At 41.8% G+C, this 23,768-nt stretch carries 22 protein-coding genes, 1 pseudogene and 1 riboswitch; all 23 genes and pseudogenes read left to right on the top strand.

Translation table 11 applies throughout. The features are described from left to right. Positions 1-123 precede the first annotated feature (123 nt). The 23 genes and pseudogenes from KQI87_RS09345 (at position 124) to hxsC (ending at position 23,761) form a co-directional block, all read left to right on the top strand. Positions 124-1,149 (top strand): RluA family pseudouridine synthase, encoded by a 1,026-nt coding sequence (locus KQI87_RS09345; RefSeq protein WP_216459908.1) that lies wholly within the window; start codon positions 124-126, stop codon positions 1,147-1,149. After that, positions 1,073-1,633: a signal peptidase I gene (gene lepB, locus KQI87_RS09340; protein ID WP_216459907.1), complete on the top strand. Its 561-nt coding sequence runs from the start codon at positions 1,073-1,075 to the stop codon at positions 1,631-1,633. The genes KQI87_RS09345 and lepB overlap by 77 nt, the downstream gene beginning before the upstream one ends. A gap of 161 nt (positions 1,634-1,794) precedes the next feature. Continuing rightward, positions 1,795-2,328, top strand: a complete 534-nt coding sequence (locus tag KQI87_RS09335) for a Holliday junction resolvase RecU (protein ID WP_216459906.1) — start codon at positions 1,795-1,797, stop codon at positions 2,326-2,328. A 306-nt stretch (positions 2,329-2,634) separates the two neighbouring features. Next, entirely contained in the window at positions 2,635-3,753 is a 1,119-nt protein-coding gene (gene hisZ / locus KQI87_RS09330) for an ATP phosphoribosyltransferase regulatory subunit (RefSeq protein WP_216459905.1), read from the top strand. A 3-nt stretch (positions 3,754-3,756) separates the two neighbouring features. Beyond that, positions 3,757-4,404, top strand: coding sequence for an ATP phosphoribosyltransferase (gene hisG, locus KQI87_RS09325; protein ID WP_216459904.1), 648 nt, complete (start codon positions 3,757-3,759; stop codon positions 4,402-4,404). A gap of 2 nt (positions 4,405-4,406) precedes the next feature. After that, entirely contained in the window at positions 4,407-5,711 is a 1,305-nt protein-coding gene (gene hisD / locus KQI87_RS09320; RefSeq protein ID WP_216459903.1) for a histidinol dehydrogenase, read from the top strand. A 170-nt stretch (positions 5,712-5,881) separates the two neighbouring features. Beyond that, positions 5,882-6,469 (top strand): imidazoleglycerol-phosphate dehydratase HisB, encoded by a 588-nt coding sequence (gene hisB, locus KQI87_RS09315; protein WP_216459902.1) that lies wholly within the window; start codon positions 5,882-5,884, stop codon positions 6,467-6,469. A gap of 17 nt (positions 6,470-6,486) precedes the next feature. Further along, positions 6,487-6,822, top strand: a pseudogene (hisI, locus tag KQI87_RS09310) (phosphoribosyl-AMP cyclohydrolase); the annotation flags it as partial. A gap of 171 nt (positions 6,823-6,993) precedes the next feature. Next, positions 6,994-7,169, top strand: a riboswitch (cobalamin riboswitch). A gap of 159 nt (positions 7,170-7,328) precedes the next feature. Then, positions 7,329-8,699, top strand: a complete 1,371-nt coding sequence (locus KQI87_RS09305) for a sirohydrochlorin cobaltochelatase (protein WP_216459900.1) — start codon at positions 7,329-7,331, stop codon at positions 8,697-8,699. A 259-nt stretch (positions 8,700-8,958) separates the two neighbouring features. Beyond that, entirely contained in the window at positions 8,959-10,002 is a 1,044-nt protein-coding gene (locus tag KQI87_RS09300; RefSeq protein WP_216459899.1) for a hypothetical protein, read from the top strand. 117 nt (positions 10,003-10,119) lie between these two features. Beyond that, positions 10,120-11,238: an ABC transporter substrate-binding protein gene (locus KQI87_RS09295; protein WP_442860613.1), complete on the top strand. Its 1,119-nt coding sequence runs from the start codon at positions 10,120-10,122 to the stop codon at positions 11,236-11,238. 228 nt (positions 11,239-11,466) lie between these two features. Then, a complete protein-coding gene (locus KQI87_RS09290) occupies positions 11,467-12,486 on the top strand; it encodes a FecCD family ABC transporter permease (RefSeq protein WP_216459897.1) in 1,020 nt (339 codons plus the stop codon). Positions 12,487-12,612: 126 nt separating this feature from the next. Further along, positions 12,613-13,749, top strand: a complete 1,137-nt coding sequence (locus KQI87_RS09285) for an ATP-binding cassette domain-containing protein (protein ID WP_216459896.1) — start codon at positions 12,613-12,615, stop codon at positions 13,747-13,749. 105 nt (positions 13,750-13,854) lie between these two features. Then, on the top strand, positions 13,855-14,574 hold the full coding sequence (locus KQI87_RS09280; protein WP_216459895.1) for a glycosyltransferase family 2 protein: 720 nt from the start codon (positions 13,855-13,857) through the stop codon (positions 14,572-14,574). A gap of 531 nt (positions 14,575-15,105) precedes the next feature. Next, complete coding sequence (locus KQI87_RS09275) at positions 15,106-15,408, top strand: hypothetical protein (protein WP_216459894.1); 303 nt, start codon at positions 15,106-15,108, stop codon at positions 15,406-15,408. 134 nt (positions 15,409-15,542) lie between these two features. Then, complete coding sequence (locus KQI87_RS09270; RefSeq protein WP_216459893.1) at positions 15,543-17,150, top strand: fibronectin type III domain-containing protein; 1,608 nt, start codon at positions 15,543-15,545, stop codon at positions 17,148-17,150. A gap of 388 nt (positions 17,151-17,538) precedes the next feature. Beyond that, positions 17,539-19,380 (top strand): glutamine--fructose-6-phosphate transaminase (isomerizing), encoded by a 1,842-nt coding sequence (glmS, locus tag KQI87_RS09265; protein ID WP_216459892.1) that lies wholly within the window; start codon positions 17,539-17,541, stop codon positions 19,378-19,380. Positions 19,381-19,639: 259 nt separating this feature from the next. Next, positions 19,640-19,864, top strand: coding sequence for a transcription termination/antitermination NusG family protein (locus KQI87_RS17230; protein ID WP_334300732.1), 225 nt, complete (start codon positions 19,640-19,642; stop codon positions 19,862-19,864). Positions 19,865-20,045: 181 nt separating this feature from the next. Continuing rightward, positions 20,046-20,624, top strand: a complete 579-nt coding sequence (locus KQI87_RS09255; RefSeq protein ID WP_216459891.1) for a hypothetical protein — start codon at positions 20,046-20,048, stop codon at positions 20,622-20,624. A 430-nt stretch (positions 20,625-21,054) separates the two neighbouring features. Then, positions 21,055-21,465 carry a His-Xaa-Ser system protein HxsD gene (gene hxsD / locus KQI87_RS09250; protein WP_216459890.1) on the top strand — a complete coding sequence of 137 codons (411 nt, stop codon included), beginning with the start codon at positions 21,055-21,057 and terminating at the stop codon, positions 21,463-21,465. After that, positions 21,455-21,679 carry an HxsD-like protein gene (locus KQI87_RS09245; protein WP_216459889.1) on the top strand — a complete coding sequence of 75 codons (225 nt, stop codon included), beginning with the start codon at positions 21,455-21,457 and terminating at the stop codon, positions 21,677-21,679. Before hxsD ends, KQI87_RS09245 begins: the two co-directional genes overlap by 11 nt. Next, positions 21,672-22,715, top strand: a complete 1,044-nt coding sequence (locus KQI87_RS09240; RefSeq protein WP_216459888.1) for a prepilin peptidase — start codon at positions 21,672-21,674, stop codon at positions 22,713-22,715. The genes KQI87_RS09245 and KQI87_RS09240 overlap by 8 nt, the downstream gene beginning before the upstream one ends. After that, a complete protein-coding gene (hxsC, locus tag KQI87_RS09235; RefSeq protein WP_216459887.1) occupies positions 22,712-23,761 on the top strand; it encodes a His-Xaa-Ser system radical SAM maturase HxsC in 1,050 nt (349 codons plus the stop codon). The genes KQI87_RS09240 and hxsC overlap by 4 nt, the downstream gene beginning before the upstream one ends. The last annotated feature ends 7 nt before the right edge of the window (positions 23,762-23,768 follow it).

Genomic DNA, 23,768 nt, shown 5'->3' with positions numbered 1-23,768 from the left:
TCATTTTATTTTCAGTAACGAGGCTCAAATTCATCCCAGATTGTCTGTGATAATAGATTTTGGGCTCATAACAGTAAGAAGATAGTTACTTATTGAACATTAGTTAAGAAAGATATTTTAATAATGAAAGAATTTATCATAGAAGAAAATGAAGCCGGCCAGCGCTTTGACAAATATCTGGCCAAGCTTCTCAAAGAAGCTCCTAAAAGCTTCTTCTATAAAATGCTCCGCAAAAAGAACATTACCTTAAACGGCAAAAAAGCTACAGGAAACGAGAAACTCCTCAAAGGAGATACAATCAAACTGTTCCTGAGTGACGAAACCTTTGACAAATTTGCCGGAACCACTCAGGTAGCCCGTGCGTATTGCGACCTGGACATTATATATGAAGATTCCGATATCATCATCATTAACAAACCCGCTGGAATGCTTTCCCAGCCAGCAGATGACGGCGAACCATCCCTGGTAGAATACCTGATCGGATATCTTCTGAAAAAAGGCGAACTCACCGAAGACCAGCTCAAAACATTCAAACCATCCGTATGCAATCGCCTTGACCGCAACACCAGCGGAATAGTCTGCGCAGGCAAAAGCCTTTCAGGGCTCCAGTTCCTCTCCAGAATCTTCCACGACAGAACCCTTCACAAATACTATCTCTGTTTGGTAAAAGGAAACCTGGACAAACCGGCCCACATCAAAGGCTATCTGCACAAAGACAAAAAAACAAACAAAGTAACCGTAAGCAGACAGGAATTTCCAGATTCCCTTCCAATCGAAACCGGCTACCGACCATTAGGCAGCAACGGAACAATGACACTTCTGGAAGTCGAACTCATCACAGGCCGCACCCACCAGATCCGTGCCCACCTTGCAGGTACAGGACATCCCCTGTTGGGAGACACCAAATACGGTAACAGCGAATTCAACAGACAATACATCCGTCATGGAGTAAAACACCAGCTTCTCCATGCGTACAGATTAGTAATTCCGGAAACAGACCAGACCTTCACGGCGCCGGTACCGGAGCTTTTTTTCAAAATCATCAAGGAAGAACACCTGGAGGAGGTATATCATGAGAATCTGGAAAGAAGTATGGGATTACGCAAAAATGATCATAGCAGTGGTGCTGATCGTGACTCTCGTAAATAACGTTGTACTCATCAATGCCAAAATTCCATCCGAATCAATGGAGAAAACCATCATGACTGGCGACCGGATCTTCGGATTCCGACTGGCATATGGCATCAACATAAACTTCTTCGGACACAAAATATCAAAGAAAACAAAAGACCCTGAACGCTTCGACATCGTCATCTTCAAATATCCCGACGACGAAAGCCAGCTCTTCATCAAACGAGTCATCGGCCTCCCCGGAGAAAAAGTCCAGATCACAGACGGCAAAGTCTACATCAACGACTCCGAAATCCCACTGGATGACAGCTTCCTCCCGGAAACACCAAGAGGAACCTTCGGCTCATATGAAGTCCCCGAGAATAGTTACTTCGTACTCGGAGACAACCGCAACCACTCCAAAGACTCCCGTTACTGGAAAACCACCAGTTTCGTAACTTTCGATGAACTTGTAGGCAAAGCGATTGTCAGATATTATCCGTCAGTGAAGATGCTTAAATAAATTCCCACTCTATTGATTGGCGCTTTTTGCTGACATAAACGAGAAATTAACTTGATCATGTTAAATGATTATTGCAATTTATGGATAGACATAGGATGAGCTTTAAAGTTATCCATAAATATTATGACAATATAGTATAAGAAACATAATGGAGGAACACCGTGGCAACCTGGAACAGCAGAGGATTGCGAGGCTCCACCCTGGAAGACCTCGTAAACCGCACCAACGAACAATACAGAGAAAAAGGACTGGCACTCATCCAGAAAATCCCAACTCCGATCACCCCCGTCCGCATGGACAAAGAAAACCGCCATATCACACTGGCCTACTTCGAACAGCGAAGCACCGTAGACTACATCGGAGCAGTCCAGGGAATCCCCGTCTGCTTCGATGCCAAAGAATGCGCCACAGACACCTTCCCCCTCGCAAACATTCATCCCCATCAGGTAGAATTCATGCAGGCATTCGAAAAACAGGGAGGCGTAGCATTCTTCCTCATATTCTACAGCCACGAAAATCAATTCTATTATCTCCCCCTGCGCCACCTTCTCACATTTTGGAATAGAATGCAGCAAGGTGGCCGCAAAAGCTTCCGCCGGGAAGAATTGGATAATCAATATTATTTAAATAAGAAGAATGGATTTCTTGTTCCTTATCTTGATGGGATTCAGATGGATCTAAATGAAAGAGAGTAGAAGAAGATTTCATCACAAACTTCCACATTGAACAACCCAGCTCATAACGCAGATTTTCGGAGAACTTAGAAGCTCTTAGACACCGAAACCGCATTGGAGGGGAAATATCTTTCTGAGCGTCTCTTATTAAATAATAATGTAAATAATATAGAAGGGATTGACAATTCCACCAAAACCCATTATAATTTTACCTAGTTTTCGTATTAGCTTGGTATCGCGTTACTAAACTAAAGCGAAACAAAGAAAACAACATTAATTTAAGAAGTTTAAGAAACCACAATACATAACCACAGGAGGACCAAAACCATGCAGCGTATTTTTCACACCCCAGAAGGTGTAAGAGACATTTACAATGGCGAATGTAGCCAGAAAAGGAAAGTACAGGAGAAAATCCATCGCGTCTTCCACCGTTATGGATATGAAGACATAGAAACCCCAACCTTCGAATACTTCGAAGTATTCAGCCGCGAAGTAGGAACTATCCCGTCCAAAGAACTCTACAAATTCTTCGACCGAGAAGGCAACACTCTCGTACTCAGACCAGACTTCACCCCGTCTGTATCCAGAGCCTGCGCCACCTACTTTTCACCGGACAAAGAACCAGTAAGCCTCTGCTACACAGGCAATACCTTCATCAACAACTCCAGCTACAGAGGCCATCTCAAAGAAACCACCCAGATGGGCGTAGAACGAATTGGCGATGAATCTGCAGATGCAGATGCAGAACTCCTTGCCATGACAGTAGAATGCCTCCTCGCAGCAGGCCTCACCGAATTCCAGGTCAGCGTCGGACAGGTAGACTACTTCAAATCATTGTTAAAAGAAGCAGAACTCGACCAGGAAGCAGAAGAACGTCTCCGCACTCTGATCTCCCAGAAAAACTCCTTCGGCGTAGAAGAATTTGTAGCAGAACAGAAGATCAAAGACAGCCTGGTAAAATCTTTCGTTGAAATCCCACAGATGTTCGGATCAGAAGACGTTTTAAAGAAAGCCAGAAGCCTCACAAACAACGCCTGCGCATTAGAGGCCGTTTCCAGACTGGAAGAGATCTACGAGATCATGAAGAACTACGGATATGAGAAATACATCTCCTTTGATTTCGGCATGCTCAGTAAATACCAGTACTATACAGGAATCATTTTCCAGGCATACACCTATGGAACCGGCGAGCCAATGATCAAAGGCGGCCGCTACAACGGTCTGATGAAACACTTCGGAAAACCAGCCGCATCCATCGGTTTTGCGCTTGAGGTAGACAACCTCCTTCTCGCACTTTCCAGTCAGAAACTGATCTCCGAGAAAGAAGACAAGCCGGAAGTGATCGAGTACGAGCCACAGAACCGTGCAGAAGCCATCAAAGAAGCCCAGAAGCTTCGTGCAGAAGGCAGAAGTGTAGCATTACGTTTGAAAAAGGAGGTCAGATAAGCCATGAGATACCTGACAGTTGCCCTGACAAAAGGCAGACTTGCCAAAAAGACAATGGAAATGTTTGAGAAAGCAGGGATTACCTGCGAAGAAATGAAAGATAAAGATTCCCGTAAACTGATCTTCGTCAACGAAGAATTAAAGATGAAATTCTTCCTTGCCAAAGGACCGGATGTTCCTACCTATGTAGAATACGGCGCAGCAGACATCGGAATCGTAGGAAAAGATACCATCCTTGAAGAAGGCCGTAAACTTTATGAAGTTATGGACCTCGGATTTGGAAAATGTAAAATGTGTGTCTGCGGACCGGAGAGCGCCAGAGAGGTTCTGGAAAACAATCAGCTGATCCGTGTGGCAACCAAATATCCAAATATTGCAAAAGATTATTTCTTTAACAGAAAACACCAGACCGTAGACTTGATCAAATTAAACGGTTCTATCGAGCTTGCACCGATCGTCGGACTTTCCGAAGTGATCGTGGATATCGTAGAGACCGGAAGCACACTGAAAGAAAACGGCTTGAAAGTATTAGAAGAAGTTTGCCCACTGTCTGCCAGAATGGTAGTCAACCAGGTAAGCATGAAGATGGAGAACGAGAGAATTCGCAAACTGATTGATGAATTAAGAAGAGTTCTGCAGGAGGAAATGTAAAGATGCGTACAGTAAAATTAACAAAAGAATCCACAAAAGATATTCTTGAGAATCTGCTGAAAAGAAGCCCGAACAATTACGGAAAATTCGAATCAACAGTTGCTCAGATTCTTGACAAAGTAAAAAATGAAGGAGACGAAGCTCTCTTTGCCTATACAAAAGAATTTGACAAAGCAGAAGTGACAAAAGAGACCATCCGTGTCACAGAAGCAGAGATTGAAGAAGCCTATGCACAGATCGATCCGGCGCTCCTTGGAGTCATCCGCAAAGCTCTGGTCAACATCCGCAAATATCATGAAAAACAGATCCAGAACAGCTGGTTCACAAGCGAGACAAATGGAACTATGCTTGGTCAGAAAGTTACTCCATTAAACCGTGTCGGTGTTTATGTACCTGGCGGAAAAGCGGTTTACCCATCATCTGTACTGATGAATATCGTACCTGCAAAAGTAGCCGGTGTACCGCACATCGTTATGACAACACCTCCTGGAAAAGACGGCAAAGTATGTGCCTCCACACTGGTAGCTGCCAAAGAAGCAGGAGCAGATGAAATCTATAAAGTAGGTGGCGCTCAGGCAATCGGAGCACTTGCTTTTGGAACAGAGAGCATCCCAAAAGTAGACAAGATCGTAGGTCCTGGAAACATTTTCGTAGCTCTTGCAAAGAAAGCAGTTTACGGATACGTAAGCATTGACTCCATCGCAGGTCCAAGCGAGATTCTTGTTCTTGCAGATGAGACAGCAAATCCGCACTTCGTGGCAGCAGACCTTCTTTCTCAGGCAGAACACGATGAACTTGCCTGCGCAATCCTGATCACAACAAGCGAAGAATTTGCTGCCAAAGTAGACGAAGAAGTAAAAGGTTTTGTAGAAGTCCTTTCCAGAAAAGAAATTATCCAGAAATCTCTGGACAACTTTGGCTATATCCTGATCGCAGAAGACATGGATGAAGCAATCGAAGCAGCCAACGAGATTGCGCCGGAACATATGGAAATCGTAACAGCTAACCCGTTCGAAGATATGATGAAAGTAAAGAATGCAGGCGCTATCTTTATCGGTGAATACAGCTCCGAGCCTCTGGGAGATTATTTCGCAGGCCCGAACCATGTTCTCCCGACAAACGGAACAGCCAAGTTCTTCTCCGCACTTTCCGTAGACGACTTTATTAAGAAATCCAGTATCGTATACTATTCAAAAGCTGCACTGCGTGACATCCATAAAGATATCATCCAGTTTGCAACCTCCGAACAGCTCACTGCACATGCCAATTCCATTGCGGTGCGTTTCGAGGATGAAGATAAGGAATAATATAATACCTGAGATTTTCAAATTTGTTAAAGGTTCTATTTCCTGAACATCATAAATTGATGTTTGAGTTGAAAACTTTATCGTGTAAGCACGAATAGTTTTCTGACTTTTTTATCCTGGATATTATAAAGTGAAAATATTATAAAATGTAAAACAGAGAGGACTTAATCATGGCAAGAGAAGCCTCAGTAGAAAGAAATACAAAAGAAACCGAAATTAAATTAAAAATAAATCTGGACGGAACCGGATATTCTGACATCGAGACAGGTGTAGGGTTCTTCGACCATATGCTGGACGGCTTTACCCGTCACGGACTCTTTGACCTCAGTGTCAGAGTCCACGGCGATCTTCAGGTAGATGATCACCACACCATCGAAGACACCGGAATCGTTCTCGGAACTGCATTAAAAGAAGCCATCGGTGATAAAAAAGGAATCAAACGCTATGGCAGTTGTATCCTTCCAATGGATGAATGCCTGGTACTCTGCGCAATCGACCTGTCCGGAAGACCATATTTCGCATGGGATGCAGAATTTACCACAGACAAGATCGGTGACATGTCCACAGAAATGGTAAAAGAATTCTTCTACGCCATTTCCTATTCCTGCGGCATGAACCTTCATATTAAAGTCTTAACCGGTGGGAACAACCATCACGTAGCAGAAGCTATGTTTAAGAGTTTTGCCAAAGCACTGGATGCAGCTACATCTTATGATCCAAGGATCACAGATGTATTATCCACGAAAGGAAGCTTATAATGGAAAACACACCAAAGTTTAAAAGCAATATCGCCTGGTCTGATTTCAAATTAAACAGCGACGGAATGGTACCTGTCATTGCCCAGGACTATCAGACAAATGAAGTTCTGATGCTCGCATACATGAACGAAGAAGCCTTTAACGCCACACTCGAAACCGGCAAGATGACCTACTGGAGCAGAAGCCGCAACGAACTCTGGACCAAAGGTCTTACATCCGGTCATCTCCAGTTCGTAAAGTCTCTTACTCTGGACTGCGATAACGACACCATCCTTGCGAAAGTAGAACAGATCGGTGCAGCCTGCCATACAGGCAGCAGAACCTGTTTCTTCAAAACACTAACGGAAGCAGAATAAAGATTATTATTCACATGTTGCTGAGAGTGTAGCGAACAGTAACGAATGAAGTAAGAGAATCAGCATGATTTCTTATATAATGCAAAAACATTAATAGAAAATATAAACAAATTGTATTGACATTTTCTATCAGATGTGATAAAAAAAGAGTATCCGAATTGAATATGTGCAATGTTATAACGCGAAGGTTGCATCATATTGATGCACAAAAGAGAATCCGGTGAGAATCCGGAGCGATACCGTCACTGTGTATGGGAGCTGCTTTTCAGAAACCACTGGGCGACCGGGAAGGGAAAAGCGGCGATGATCGAAGTCAGGAGAACTGCCTTGGCGTGGAATTTAAGGTCTGCGGTATTACAGAACCTGTATTCTCATAACTATACATAGCTCTTTTATAATTAACAACCGTGTATTTATGGGAAAGTGGCAGCTGCAGTATATGTAGCTGCTTTTCTTTGCATACGTCTGTCCGGAAATACGAAAAATAAAAGAGGAAAAACGAAATGAAAAGAAAATCCATGTTAGCTTTATTACTTGCAGTATCTATGACCTGTTCCATGACAGCAGCAACAGGCGCAGTAGCATTTGCTTCTGATGACACAGCAACAGAAGAATCAGCTGATGACGCAGAAGCAACAGATGATGCAGAAGCAGAGGACGCTTCCGATGATACAGCAGAAGCTTCTGATGATGATCAGAAAGCAGCTGACGAAGTAGCAGCCCTGATCGACAAGATCTATGTTCAGGAAAGAAATGACACAACTGATGAAGACTGCAAAGCAGCAAAAGAAGCATGGGACAAACTGACAGATGCTCAGAAAGAACTGGTTGAAGGTGAAGAAGCAAGCCCAGAGTATTTTGGACGTGATACAGGTGATGCTTCCAAAGATGATCCACGTAACCAGGACGAAATCGGTGAGAACGAACTTCTGGTAGTAAGCTTTGGTACATCCTTCAACGATAGCCGTGCAGAGGATATCAAAGGAATTGAAGATGCTCTTGCAGAAGCATATCCGGACTGGTCCGTAAGACGTGCATTCACAGCACAGATCATCATTAACCATGTAGAAGCAAGAGATGATGAAGCAATCGATAACATGCAGCAGGCACTTGACCGTGCAGTAGACAACGGTGTTAAGAACCTTGTTGTACAGCCTACACATCTGATGCATGGTGCAGAGTATGATGAGATGGTAGATGCTGTTAACGAATACAAAGATAAATTCGAATCTATTGCAATCGCAGAGCCAATGCTTGGTGAAGTAGGCGAGGACGCTACAGTAATCAACGATGACAAGAAAGCAGTTGCTCAGGCAATCACAGATGCAGCTTGCCAGGAGGCAGGATTCGATGATATGCAGGCAGCAGCAGATGCTGGTACAGCATTCGTATTCATGGGACATGGTACATCCCATACAGCTAACGTAACATATGACCAGATGCAGACACAGATGGAAGACCTTGGATTCACAAACGCTTTCATCGGTACTGTAGAAGGTAAACCAGAAGATACAGCTTGCGAAGAAGTTATCGCAAAAGTTAAAGATGCAGGATTCAAGAATGTAGTCCTTCGTCCTCTGATGGTTGTTGCTGGTGACCACGCTAACAACGATATGGCTGGCGATGATGAAGATTCCTGGAAATCTCAGTTTGAAACATCCGGAGCATTTGACAGCGTTGACTGCCAGATCGAAGGTCTTGGAAGAATCGAAGCAGTAGAAGATATCTATGTAGAGCATACAAAAGCAGCTATCGACTCTCTTGGAACATCTGATGACGCAGAAGCAACAGACGATGCAGAAGCTACAGATGACGCAGCAGCTGATGATACTGCAACAGATGATGCAGCAGAGGAAACAACAGACGCTGAATAATCAATCGATTAAAAGATTTTAAATATTGTCCAAACGAAAAACTGCCCGGAGAACTTGCAAAAGTTCCCGGGCAGATATACTATATGATAGAAAGGAATGAGACTTTTTATCATATAGTATATCTGCACTGGCAGGTTTAGTTTAATAAAAACAAAACAACTATTATAGGAAGAATATTTCATTTTATCTATTATTATAGAAGAAAAATATTTAACAGAAGAAAAACAAAAATTTATATATAAGACAAAGGAGTAACATCATGAAAAAACGTTCATTCACCTTATTAATGACAGCCCTTACAGTTTCAGCAACATTACTCGGCACAAGCCCAATCCTGGCAGAAACAAAAGATGATACTGCAACAGAAGAAACAGCAGATAAGGACGTAGCTGACACAGAAGAAACAGATGCGAAAGATGAAGAAAGCAAAGATGCAGACACATCCAAGGGAGATACCTTAGAGGATGGCACTTATACAGCAGAATTCGATACTGACAATGGAATGTTCCATGTGAACGAAGCAAACGACGGAAAAGGAACCCTCACAGTAAAAGATGGTCAGATGACTATTCATGTAAGCCTTGCATCCAAGAAAATCGTAAATCTGTTCGTCGGAAAAGCCGAAGATGCAAAAAAAGATGGCGCAGAACTCCTTGAGCCAACTACAGACACTGTTACATACAGCGATGGAATGACCGAAGAAGTATACGGCTTCGATATCCCGGTGCCTGCACTTGACGAAGAGTTCGACGTAGCCCTTATCGGAACCAAGGGCAAATGGTACGATCATAAAGTAAGAGTTACCAATCCTGTAAAAACAGATGATGCAGAAGCAGCAGATACCGAAGACACAGCTTCCAAAGATGCAGAAGACACAAAAGAAGACGCGAAAGATGACACAGAAACAGCAGACACAGAGAAAGACAGCAAAGACGAAAAAGGCAAAACATTAGCAGATCTTAACCTTGAGGATGGCGACTACACAATGGAAGTAACCCTCACAGGCGGAACTGGCAGAGCAACTGTTGATTCTCCTGCTGCAATCAAAGTAGAAGGCGACAAAGCCACAGCAACTATCGTATGGAGCAGCCCGAATTACGATTACATGCTCGTAGATGGCGAAAAATATGAGCCAGTCAATAAAGATGGAAACTCCACTTTCGAAATCCCGGTCAGTGTATTTGACGCAGAAATGGAAGTAACAGCTGATACAGTAGCAATGAGTACTCCTCATGAGATTGACTACACCTTAAACTTTGATTCCTCAACTGTCAAAGAAGCGAAAGCAAAAGACGCTGAATAATAGATACAAAAAACTAAATAAAGAAAATACATAAATCGGAAATATACAGTTATGAAAAAGAATATTTCAATTACAAAACTGCAGAAAACAATATTTCATGCTTTTCTGCTGATGGCGATGATGCTGATCTGTACCTGCACGGTAAATGCAGCTGACAAAGACAGCACCAGTACTCCGGCAGATATCCCGGGACTGACTTATGATCACAGTATGGAATTATCCTATGCGCAGGAATTCAGCGTGGACTACTATAATGATGGCTACGTCCTTATCACTATTGATCAGGAAGGTCAGTTTCTGGTAGTCCCGGAAGGAAAAGAAGCACCGGAAGGTCTGGATAAAGATATCACAGTAATCCAGCAGCCACTGAATAACATTTATCTGGTAGCAACTTCAGCCATGGATCTTTTTCGTGCCATTGATGGCATTGACAGTATCCGTCTCTCCGGAACCAAGGAAAGCGGATGGTACATTCAGGAAGCCAAAGATGCCATGGAAGCCGGAAAGATGATCTATGCCGGTAAATACAATGCACCGGACTATGAACTGATCCTGAACGAGGGATGTGGTCTTGCCATTGAGTCCACCATGATCCATCATAACCCTGAGGTACAGGAGAAACTGGAGCAGTTTGGTATCCCGGTCATGGTAGAACGTTCCAGTTATGAGAGTCATCCTCTTGGCAGAACCGAATGGATGAAACTCTATGCAGTTCTCCTTGGAAAAGAAGATGTGGCAGAGAAAGCTTTTAAAGAACAGACAGACAAGCTTGACAAAGTCCTTGCATCTGACGATAAAGACACTGGCAAGACAGTAGCGTTCTTTTACATTAATTCCGTAGGCGCTGTCAATGTCCGCAAAAATAATGATTATGTGTCCAACATGATCGAACTTGCAGGCGGCAAATACGTCCCGGAAGACACCGGAGAGAGCGATAATGCCCTGTCCACTATGAATATGCAGATGGAAGAGTTCTATGCCAAAGCAAAAGATGCAGATTACATTATTTACAACAGCACCATTGACGGAGAACTTACAACCATTGACGAACTCCTTGCCAAGAGCAATCTTCTGGCAGATTTTAAGGCAGTGAAAGATGGAAATGTATGGTGCACAGGCAAGAACCTTTTTCAGGAAACAACAGAACTTGGAACTATGATCGAAGACATCCACACTATCCTGACAACAGATGATGATTCATTGGAAGAACTCAACTATATACATAAACTTAAATAAAAGAAAAATTCAAAGGATCAGACAGAGGGACAGTTATAAGTAAGTGTTGAAGGTGGATTGTGAATATTCGTTTAATAAGAAGGAATCCTGCAGACAGGATTTTAGTACAGGGGCAAAACTTGTAGTTTGCCCTTGTATTATATCTGAGTAAATAAGCAAATTTGCTCTTATCCATATAATTCGGGATAAGAGCATAGAAAACAAATAAAAGATAGAAGGAACAAGGACATGAACGACAAGAAACGTACAGCCAGATACTGGCTGTCATTTATCATACTGGCAGTTCTGCTGGTGATCTTATTTGTCTGGAACGTAAATGCCGGAAGCATTCACCTTTCCGTAGGCGAAATCCTGAATATTATATTCAGACATCAGGGGGACAGCACTGCCTATAATATCATATGGGAGATCCGTCTTCCGAGAATCCTGGCAGTTATCATCCTGGGAGGAGCACTTTCCGTTTCCGGATTTCTCCTGCAGACATTTTTCAATAACCCGATCGCAGGACCTTTTGTGCTTGGAATCTCCTCGGGAGCCAAGCTGGTAGTCGCCCTGCTGATGATCTTTTTCCTCAGCAGATCTATCTCTATGGGATCCGCGGCAATGATCATTGCAGCTTTTATTGGTTCCATGATCTCCATGGGATTTGTCCTGCTGGTGGCAAAGAAGGTCCACAATATGTCCATGCTGGTCATCAGTGGTGTTATGATCGGATATATCTGCTCCGCTGTTACAGACTTTGTGGTTACGTTTGCAGATGATTCCAATATTGTCAATCTCCACAACTGGTCTCTGGGAAGTTTCTCAGGAATGTCATGGGCGAATGTGCGGGTAATGGCAGTCGTTGTGCTGATCACGATGGTAATTGTGTTCTTCATGTCAAAACCTATCGGTGCATACCAGTTAGGAGAAGTCTATGCGCAGAACATGGGCGTGAATATCAAGCTGTTTCGCGTAGCACTGATCCTGCTGTCAAGCATTCTGTCCGCCTGTGTGACCGCTTTTGCAGGACCGATATCCTTTGTGGGAATCGCAGTGCCACACATTGCTAAAAGCCTGCTCAAAACAGCCAGACCTCTCCTTGTGATCCCTGCGTGTTTCCTTGGAGGAGCAGTATTCTGCCTTTTCTGCGATCTGATAGCCAGAACTGTATTTGCGCCTACAGAACTCAGTATCAGCTCCGTAACTGCAGTGTTCGGAGCACCGGTCGTAATCTATATTATGATCCGCAGACAGCAGAGAATATAACCTGTTGGCAGAATGTACTTCCATCACCAAAAGCAATTTTCAATGGATTTTGACTCGTAACTGTGAGCGAAGATACTGAATAGTTACGAGCAAAGAAACAAATATAAGGAAAGATATAGAGAGAAAATGGATAACAATACAAATAAAAAAGCGCCTGCGAAAGAGCCGTATTTTTTTCATACAGATCAGCTGACGGTCGGTTATGACGGTAAACCACTGATCAGAGAAATCAATATTCAGTTAAAAAAGGGTGAGATCCTTACTCTGATCGGCCCAAATGGAGCCGGGAAATCCACAATTCTTAAGAGTATTACCAGACAGCTTGCCACAATCAGTGGTACGGTTTATCTGGATAAACAGCTGATGAGTCAGATGTCCAACAAAGAAGTATCGCAGAAACTGGCAGTTGTTCTCACAGAGAGAATGCGTCCGGAATTAATGACCTGTGAAGATATCGTAGCAACCGGACGTTACCCTTATACAGGTACTCTGGGAATTCTTTCAGCAGAGGACAAAGTAAAAGTAAAGGAAGCCATGGAAACTGTCCATGCCTGGGACTTAAAAGACAGAGACTTTACAGCCATCAGTGATGGGCAGCGGCAGAGAATTCTCCTTGCCCGCGCCATTTGCCAGGAGCCGGAGATCATTGTATTGGATGAGCCGACTTCATTCCTGGATATCCGTCATAAACTGGAACTGCTCACAATTCTGAAACAAATGGTTCTGGACAATCAGCTTACAGTCATAATGTCTCTTCATGAGCTGGATCTTGCACAGAAAGTTTCTGACAAAGTTATTTGTGTTCATGGAGAATACATAGAGAAATACGGTGCACCGGAGGAAATTTTTACCTCAGATTACATTCGAAATCTGTACGGCATTACCCGGGGAAGCTACAATGCAGCCTTCGGGTGCGTGGAAATGGAACCACCGAAAGGCACATCGCAGATATTCGTGATCGGAGGCAACGGAAGCGGAATTCCAATCTACCGGAAACTCCAGCGCCAGGGCATTCCTTTCGCAGCAGGTGTGCTTCATACAAATGATGTTGATTATCAGGTAGCCAGTGCTCTTGCAGCACAGGTAGTTGCAGAGAAACCATTTGAATGCATTTCACAGAAAAACTATGAAAATGCAGCAGAACTTATGAAGCAGTGTCAGAAAGTTATCTGCCCGCTGAAAGAGTTCGGCACCATGAACGCTGCAAACAAAGAACTTCTCAATCTAGCCCGGAAGCTAGGAATACTTGTAAAGGATATATAAACTCTGCAATACCATTTCCTATGTATATGTGCTATAATGGATTTCATCAAACATCGTTACTGAGACAAAGTGGACAGTAATGAAAACATCCAAAGGAGAGGCACTATGGATAAGCTATATATCGTTATTCCTGCATACAACGAACAGGATAACATTGAGCAGGTCGTCAACGATTGGTATCCCATTATAGAGAAGCATAATGGGAATGGTCAGTCCCGCTTGGTGATCATTGACGACGGAAGCAAAGATTCCACATATGAGAAATTAAAACAATGCGCTGAAACACGACCGCTTCTGACTCCGCTGACAAAGCCAAACGGTGGACATGGAGCAACCGTGCTATACGGGTATAAATATGCTCTGAAGAACGGTGCAGACTACATATTCCAGACAGATTCCGATGGTCAGACACTTCCGGAAGAGTTTGAACCGTTCTGGAACCGCAGACAGAAATACGACATGGTTATCGGGTGGAGAAAGGACAGACAAGACGGATTTTCCCGTGTATTTGTGACCAAAACACTGAAATTAGTTATTCGTATCTGTTTCGGTCTAACTCTAACAGATGCAAACACTCCATATCGTCTGATGAAAGCGCAAACAATGCGCAGATACATTGCCCTGATTCCGAAGAACTTCAATCTTTCTAACGTTCTTCTGGCGGTAATCTACAAGAAAAAAGGATGTACCATCAAATATCTGCCTATCACTTTCCGTCCCCGCCAGGGAGGAGTCAATTCCATTAACATGAAGAAAATCTGCAAGATCGGAAAACAGGCAGTCATAGACTTCATGAAATTAAACCGGATCATCCGCAACACCTGAAAAAAATCCACTTTTTTATCGCTGCCCGCATGTAGTTACATGACGGGCAGCTGCTTTTTTCTACGTATTATCAAGATGAATGTCGAATTATATCATAAAACGTCGGACGAATTCCGTTGACTTTTAGAGGCATAAAAATTAAAATTAAACTCGAAATAGGACAGAAACCAACACACTACATTATGTGAAAAGATGTAATATAACTGCTAATACAACACAAGATATAGAAAATATATACGATTTTTTATTCTACATAACACAGCTGCGGCAGCAGTCAGGCGGATAAAATCCTCCGCTTTGCTACTTGCACATAACCAAATAATTGCTTCGCAGTTTATCAGGAAGAACTTGCACTCCTCCTGATACAAGCAAGTCCCTACTCAATGCTTATTGCTTTTTAGAATTGAAGCAGGGGAATTACCTGATTTGGTTAAAATAACACACACTCAATACAGTATATATTATATAAAGTAATGCAGTGAAGTAACAACATCAGATCACGGACACAGGATAATAGGAGAAAAGAGAATAATGGATACAATAAATGCAATGGAATTAACAGCAAACTACGAGGAGAAACTTGCTGTTCTCAAGGCAGAAATGAGCATGACAGACAAATACATCCAGCAGGATAACAATGACCTTACTGAACTGGAGAACAGATACGAGAGACTAGACATCCCATATCCGGTAAGGAGATTCCTGGATGACTACATTGCATGCATGCAGACAAAATATGAACGTCTTGCAGATTTATGCTATCTGGCAGGAGAACGAGGACTTCTGGCAGGTACTGAATACAGAGCGGATAAGAAAATAGCTGCAATACGCTAGAGCGTGTTACTGTACATACTTTTTAAATCTCTTGTTTTATTTGGCGAAATAGGATATTGTAGATATGATATAGAAAAATTGGCAGATATGTTTCCATTTTTCTATTTTTTACGGCAGATAAGGAGAGATTAAATATGCATAAGAAGAGAGACATAATAAGCCTGGGACTTAGTCTGGTGCTGGCAGCAGGTATGCTGGCAGCACCGGCAGCGGCGTCTGATTTTACAGATGGTACAGCTTCAACTGTTTCAGATTTCAGTTCAGATACAGAGGATATTCCGAAATTTGACTCTGGCGAAGAGAATACAGATAACGGAGAAGAGAGTTCAGATGCGAAGGAAGATAATTTCGATGATACAGAAGTTATGACAGATACCGTGATTCCGAGTGCAGACATTCCGGATCATGAACAACTTTTGGAAGAATACCTTAACAGCATTCTATATGAGCAGGATATCTCCGTACTGCCTGGAACTTCCGTGGCAGAGGATGTATTGACCGGCGTACAGCAGACCTTATATGAAGAACTTAAAGGAAAGATCACCACAGTGGCATCCAAGGGAGGCTCAACGAAATTCAGTATCAGTTCCAATCTTGGACTCACCTGGCAGACTACAGCAAAAGGAGCAGCGCTGGAGAAAGAAGTATCCTCACGTTTCGGTACACTGAATACTTCCAGGATCATTAACTGCCTGCTGGTAGACTGTCCTTATGAACTCTACTGGTATGAGAAAACAGCATCAACCATATGGCAGTATGGGTATACTACATCTACAACAGGAGGCAAAACAACTGTAAAGATTACAAATATTTCCATATATATGCCAGTGATCAACAGTTATGCATCTGGAAGCTATAAGGTAAACGCCAAAATCGTACAGCTTGCAAAGAAGGCAGCAGCCAAAGCGAAGATGATCGTAAATGAATTCAGCAGTTACACAGAACCTGAGAAACTTCTTGCATATAAAGAAATTATCTGCAATCTGACTTCATATAATGAAGATGTGACGGACTGGGATGAATACGGAGATCCCTGGCAGCTGATTTATGTCTTTGACGGAGATGACAGCACCAATGTAGTCTGTGAGGGCTATTCCAAGGCATTCCAGTACTTATGCGATCTCAGTGATATTACTTGTTATACAGTAAGCGGTATCATGAGCGGTGGAACTGGAGCAGGACCTCACATGTGGAATATTGTTGCAAATAATGGTAAATACTACCTGACAGATATCACCAACAGCGATGAGGGTACAGTAGGAGCCGGGGGCGGGCTGTTTCTGGATACCCCACTCTCCGGAAGTATTTCCAAAGGCTATACATATGCCACAGACAGCATAAACATGCATTATGCATACGATACAGATACGAAGAAATTATATGGAACAGGAAAGAATTCTATCCTTCTGATGACACAGGAGTCCTATTCGGCGGATGGCCTGACCGCAAAACCGGCAAAAACAACAATTACAGGCATATCAAACAAGACAGCCGGCAAACTTGTGATCAGCTGGAAGAAATCAAAAGGAGCGAAAGGATATGAGATTTACCGCCGTGCAGGAACTACCAATTCCTATGTAAAGGCAGCAGTGATCCAATCTGGTTCCACCATAAGATACACAAATATGAAACTGAAAAAAGGACACACATATTATTACAGAATCCGTTCCTATACATATGATAAAAACGGCGAAAAAGTATATAGTGGATGGTCCACTGTAAAAAGCCAGAAAGTAAAATAAAGTGTCTCGGGGTTTTGGTGACCTTTGTTTATAAAAAAATCTTGAGGATATTATAAAAGAATAATGTTTGCGAAAGTACTTTCATAAAAACAGAGTATATCGTTTTGGGCGATTTTCTTGCCATAAGTGAAACATCATGCTACAATGAAACACGATATGGAAAGAAACACCCCGAAATCACAGGTTTCAGTCAGGGGCAGAAGAGATTTTGCCTCTGTTTTTTTGCATTATGATATCAGGGTCAAAAAATGGAAGAATCATTTTCATGTCTGTATGCATGATAGGAAATTTGAATCTCAGAACCGACAAACATGAGAAAAGAAGTGATTTATATAACAAATCTGCGAACTTTGAAGGTTTGAAGAATTATTCAGGAGGAATATAGAAAATGTGTGGAATTGTAGGATTTACAGGTAATCATCAGGCAGCACCGATTCTGCTGTACGGTTTGTCCAGACTGGAATACAGAGGATATGACTCAGCAGGTCTGGCAGTTCGTGACGGAGAAGGCGATACAGCAATTATCAAAGCGAAAGGACGTCTGAAAGTTCTTGCAGACAAGACCAGCGATGGAGAGTCTGTTCCAGGTACATGCGGAATCGGACATACCAGATGGGCAACTCATGGCGAGCCATCTGAGACAAACGCACATCCGCATATGAGCGATGATGGAAATGTGGTAGCAGTCCACAATGGAATCATTGAGAATTATCAGGAGTTAAAGGATAAACTCATCCGTAACGGATATGAATTCTATTCATCTACAGATACAGAGGTAGCAGTTAAACTGGTAGACTATTATTATAAGAAATATCTTGGTACACCGGTAGATGCTATCAATCATGCGATGGTTCGTATCCGTGGCTCCTATGCGATGGCAATCATGTTCAAAGATTATCCGGAAGAGATTTATGTGACAAGAAAAGACAGTCCAATGATCCTTGGCGTAGAGAACGGTGAATCCTATATTGCCTCTGATGTCCCGGCAATCCTGAAATATACCCGCAACGTATATTATATCGGAAACCTGGAAATGGCCCGTGTCAGAAAAGGTGAGATTACTTTCTACAATCTGGACGGTGACGAGATCCAGAAAGAGCCAAAGACTATCGAATGGGATGCAGAAGCAGCAGAGAAAGCCGGATTTGAGCACTTTATGATGAAAGAGATTCATGAACAGCCGAAAGCAGTCCATGATACTCTGTATTCTGTACTCAAAGACGATCACATTGATCTTACAGAAGTAGGTCTTACAGAAGAGGATATCCGCAAAATCAGCCAGATTTATATTGTAGCCTGCGGCTCTGCGTACCATGTAGGAATGGCAGCTCAGTATGTAATTGAAGACCTGGCCAGAATTCCGGTACGTGTAGAACTTGCATCTGAATTCCGTTACAGAAACCCGATCCTGGATCCAAACGGACTTGTGATCATTGTCAGTCAGTCCGGTGAGACAGCAGACAGTCTGGCAGCACTCCGCGAAGCAAAGCAGAACGGTATCCGTACACTGGGAATCGTCAATGTAGTAGGTTCTTCCATTGCCAGAGAAGCAGATAACGTTTTCTATACCCTGGCAGGTCCGGAAATCTCCGTAGCAACCACAAAAGCATACAGCACTCAGCTCATCGCTTCCTATACCCTGGCAGTACAGTTCGCCAGAGTAAGAGAGCAGATTACAGAAGAGAAATACCAGCAGCTGATCACAGAACTGAAAGCCCTTCCGGATAAGATCACCAAGATCATCGAAGACGACAAAGAACGTATCCAGTGGTTCGCAGCCAAACAGGCAAATGCAAAAGACGCCTTCTTTATCGGTCGTGGCATCGATTATGCCATCAGCATGGAAGGCAGCCTGAAAATGAAAGAAGTCAGCTACGTACACACAGAAGCCTACGCAGCAGGCGAACTCAAACACGGCACCATCTCCCTCATCGAAGACGGAACCCTCGTAATTGGCGTCCTCACTCAGGATCATCTTTATGAGAAAACAGTCTCCAATATGGTAGAATGCAAGAGCCGTGGCGCCTACCTTATGGGCCTTACAACATACGGACACTATAATATAGAAGATACCGCAGACTTCACCGTCTACATCCCAAAAACAGACCCGCACTTTGCAACTTCACTGGCGGTTATCCCACTTCAGTTACTGGGATACTACGTCAGCGTAGCTAAAGGTCTGGATGTAGATAAGCCGAGAAACCTGGCTAAAAGTGTAACTGTGGAATAATATAATGTAAGAATAGTTGAAGGGGAGATTTGATCATTTCGGTCAGGCTCCCTTTTCTGTCATTATAATTAAGTTGGATTTTCAATCAGGCATATTCGGATATTAAAAATTTTTACAAAATCTCTAGTGATAGATGAATTTTCATGGCAAAAAATACCGAAAACAAAAGTCTTTTGTCTTTAAATCGTCGCTTTGCCGCGTTTGAAGATATGGATCTTACATATCTTGAAGTAAGAATCTGTCTTGCAACACAGGCAGAATGGCGAAGCATACCAAAAATACGGAGGTAACGGATCCAATGTGGTATGTGATGCAGGTGCGCACAGGCACCGAAGAAAACATCCGCTGCCAATGCCAGCGGTTAATAAGCAGCGACACTTTAGAACGCTGCTTTATCCCATATTATCAACAGAAGAAAAGATTTCAAGGCGAATGGCATATCCAGGAAAGAATCCTCTTTCCTGGGTATGTCTTTTGCGAATAAAAACTTCATTCAAATAGAATATTGAAATGTTATTCATCATAAAAAATGTGCTTTTTGTCAGAAATAAAACAATATATAGTTAAAAACAGTATAATACTGTTAACAAATTTATAATAAAAGAGGAAGAAAATTATATATTATGGATTTGTACAAAGAAAAGACAGATGGGAGAAAAAAGACTATGATGAAAATAAGTTTAAAGAAAATGTTAGTAACAATTTTGGCGACAGCTCTAGTAATGGCAACTCCTGTAGGAGTTATGGCACGTGGCACTTCGCAGCCTGCAAAAGTGAATCTTGCAGTGAACAGAACGTATAAACAGTATGATGTAACTGGCGATAAAAAAGCAGATATATTTTATACTCGAAAGAGCATGACCTCTAATGTAAATAACCATTTAAAGGTGTATGTCAATAAAAAGTTGGCGTTAAACTGTAATATAAGAGATGATCAGGGCGGTCGTTATGAAACAGTTTTATGTACAATGAATAGTGGAACATTTCTGTCAATTAGATTTGAATCAAATATGAATGACAAACAGATGATGCATAAATTGTATCAGTATAAGAATGGAAAGTTTGTATCGGTGTTTAATGTTCAGAGCAAATTGTTTATAACGAATAGTTCTATTTCTAATACATCTGTTAAAAGTGTTTCTGATAACAAAATAGTATTAAAGACGTATGTAGTTTTGACTAATGGTCCATGGAGAAAAAATTATACATATACATATTCTTCTGGAAAATTTAAGAGAGTTTAATAATAGGAGACAAAGATTTTACCTGATTGAGGTGGAAAAAATCCGTAAAGGGTCAGGAAGTTACAAAGGCAGAGTATTCTGCATATACCTGCATATACTAAGAAGATCATCAAAAATGAGAGTGGTAAGTCCTTTTCAAAGCTTAAATGGAAGAGATATTAAATTCTTAATACAAATATGATAGTCAGCAATATTACATAAAAAGAAAAGCTGACGTAATTTTACAGAGAAATGGTTTCATGTTATCATTAACACTTAAAAACAAGTGGATAGCATGAAATCATTTTTTTATTTATATCTCATTCCAATCTCGAACAATGTCGAATAAAACTTCCCTCCAAAAAGATTTTTCTCTCCAATTATGATAGATTTCCCCTTCCAACAGGTATATAATAAAGAAAAATACTACAAATCATAAAGGACCTGATATATGTTAGATTATGAAAGAATAGAAGATGGCAGAATCTGCTTTAAGGTGAAGAAAGATATTTATCCATTGAAGGCTGTTTACCGAGCTGCATATCTGTTAATGGACGAATACTACATAGGAATTGATCAGAACGCTGACGAATATTTGATCTTTTTTTCCAGCAAGGAGCGGGCAGCTGACGGAAGAATAAAGGCCGTGGATTTTGAAGATGCAGGGCGTTTTCAGAATGAATTGCTGGATCAGAGTATGAAACTGGCTATTGGTAATGATACCAGACAGATTCGTGAGTTGATCGTGACACGGGCTTTATATAGTGCGTTTATTCCGCAGGAAGAGTCGGAAGAAGAGACTGACAGCGATGAAGAGTATAATCTGGAAGAGATTGCAGAGGCGTGGAAGGATGAAGAATAGTCTGTTATTAAATAAAGGAATCTACAGTCGTGATGCGATTCAAATGTCAGTATCGGCTTTTGGTAGTCTTGCGGAGATCTCAGTTGTAGAAGAAGACAATTATTACCATTTGCGTTTTGAAAAATGCAGGACAGAACCGCTGATGATATTAAATGAATTCAGAAATTATGTTCTGATAGCAACGATTAAGAATATGGGTGATTTGTATGACTGATTATTTTGCAAGCCATGTTGAATACCTTATGCTTTTATATCTTGTTTTTATTTGTGCAGTTGCAGCAGTAACAGACTGGAAGCGGGGAAAAATTTACAACAAATGGCTGAAGGCAGGAATGTGTCCGGGAATTGTGCTGGCATTTTTATATTATTTCTGGCACAGAGAGCTTATTTCTCTGTTCCTGACGAATCTGTTATCAGCACTTGTGATCGCAATTCTGTTTTTTGCGTGGAAGTTATGGGGGGCAGGAGATTCGAAATTATGGCTGTTTGTAAATTTTATTTATCCTGCCGGATGGTATGCAGTTTCGGATAAGATGTTGTTTCCGTCCATGATCATGTTTATGCTGATTTTTATTGAGGCATATATTTATCTGATTGGAGAATCCCTGTGGCTTACAGTTTTTCACAAAGAGAGGGCAGTTACCTTTCATCAGGGAAAAATTCAGCTGGAGCAGTTGTGGGATATAGGGTTTTCCATATTATTTCTATCTCTGGTCTATACTGCCTGCAGTTATGTACTCGGAGATTATTTTGAAAGTAACAGGATTTTTTTCTCTCTGATAGGAATTTTGATGACAAATAAGCTGGTATCAGCCAGGATTCCGCATAAGAAGATATGGACCATCTGTATGCTGACGGTATATTCACTTCTCAGTTTTACTTTTTGGGGCGGATATGATTTCAGAACGTTGGGAATGACGGTGATTCTTGTTGTAGTAACGCATTTTAGTCTGAAATTTACGGATAGATTTAATTATGAATGGATCCGGACATGCGATGTGAAAGCTGGTATGATTTTATCTTATTTCGCGGTTCAGCAGTTTTATGGATCCAGAGTAAAAGGGCTGCCAACTACTACAGATGAGACTACGAAGTCAAGAATTACACAGGAGGAAGCGGATTCCATTAAGAGATGGGAGAAGTCCAAGTATGGTAAGGAACAGATTATGGTTGTCAGATATATTCCCTTTGCGGTATTTATTTTAATAGGAATGATTACATATTTGATTGGAGTATGGCGCTTAAAATGAATGATTTGACGAAGTTGACGGATCTGAGAAATGATTGTCTCTGGAGAATTGAGAAAAGTGAGGACATCTGGTATGCGGTTGACAGGAATGGAGAAAAAACTGCCATAATAAATGACGAAACAGAGGACCTTTGCCATGGAGATGTAATAGAACTTACGCAAAAGGGAAAAGTAATCAGACTTCACGATGGAAGTTCATCCAGTGCGCTGGTTTATGTGACAAATCAATGTAATTCCAATTGTATTATGTGTCCGGATTCGGTAAAAGCCCGTACAAGACCGAATCATATCACAAGTGAATATCTGATGGAGTACATTTCCTTACTGCCTTCGGATCTGAGTCATGTAGATATCACCGGAGGAGAGCCGACATTGTTGAAATATCAGTTACTTCCATTGATCCAGCGTATGACGGAACAGGCAGAGGAAGCAGAAGTTTTGATGCTTTCGAATGGAAGAAGTTTTGCTGATCGTAAATATGCGGAGAAATTTTCAGCTTTTTCCAATAAAAAATTTAAAATTGAGATTCCGGTACATAGTGCAGAGCCCGGAAAACATGACCTGATAGCCGGATGCCCGGGAAGTTTTGCCCAGACAATGGCTGGGATTCACCATTTGCTGGAAACTGGTGCAGAAGTTGGAATACGTATTGTTGTTTCCAGATTGAATTATCAGGAATTAAATTCTATCATTCAGTTTATTCATCAGGAATTTCCGGCTGTGAGATACATAAATATTATGGGAATGGAAGTTCTGGGAAATGCCTGGAAGAACAGAGAATTGGTTTGGATAGAAATGGATGAGCTTAAGTTTTACCTGCAAAGTGCACTGGAGGAGAGCTTCAGGTGCGGGATAGAACCGGGACTTTATAACTTTCCATTATGTCTTTTTGACAGGAAATACTGGTACTGCTATAAGAACAGTATCAGCGATTATAAAATCCGATACTTCGATCAGTGTGAAAAGTGCGGAGAAAAATTGAAATGCGGAGGATTTTTCTTCTCCACCTATCATTATACAAAATATAAAGTCAGAGTTTTAGGATGATGAATGC

Source organism: Blautia sp. MSJ-9 (assembly GCF_018919065.1).
In the GTDB taxonomy this organism is placed as follows: domain Bacteria; phylum Bacillota; class Clostridia; order Lachnospirales; family Lachnospiraceae; genus Blautia_A.
This window is presented reverse-complemented; position numbering and strand designations above follow the sequence as displayed.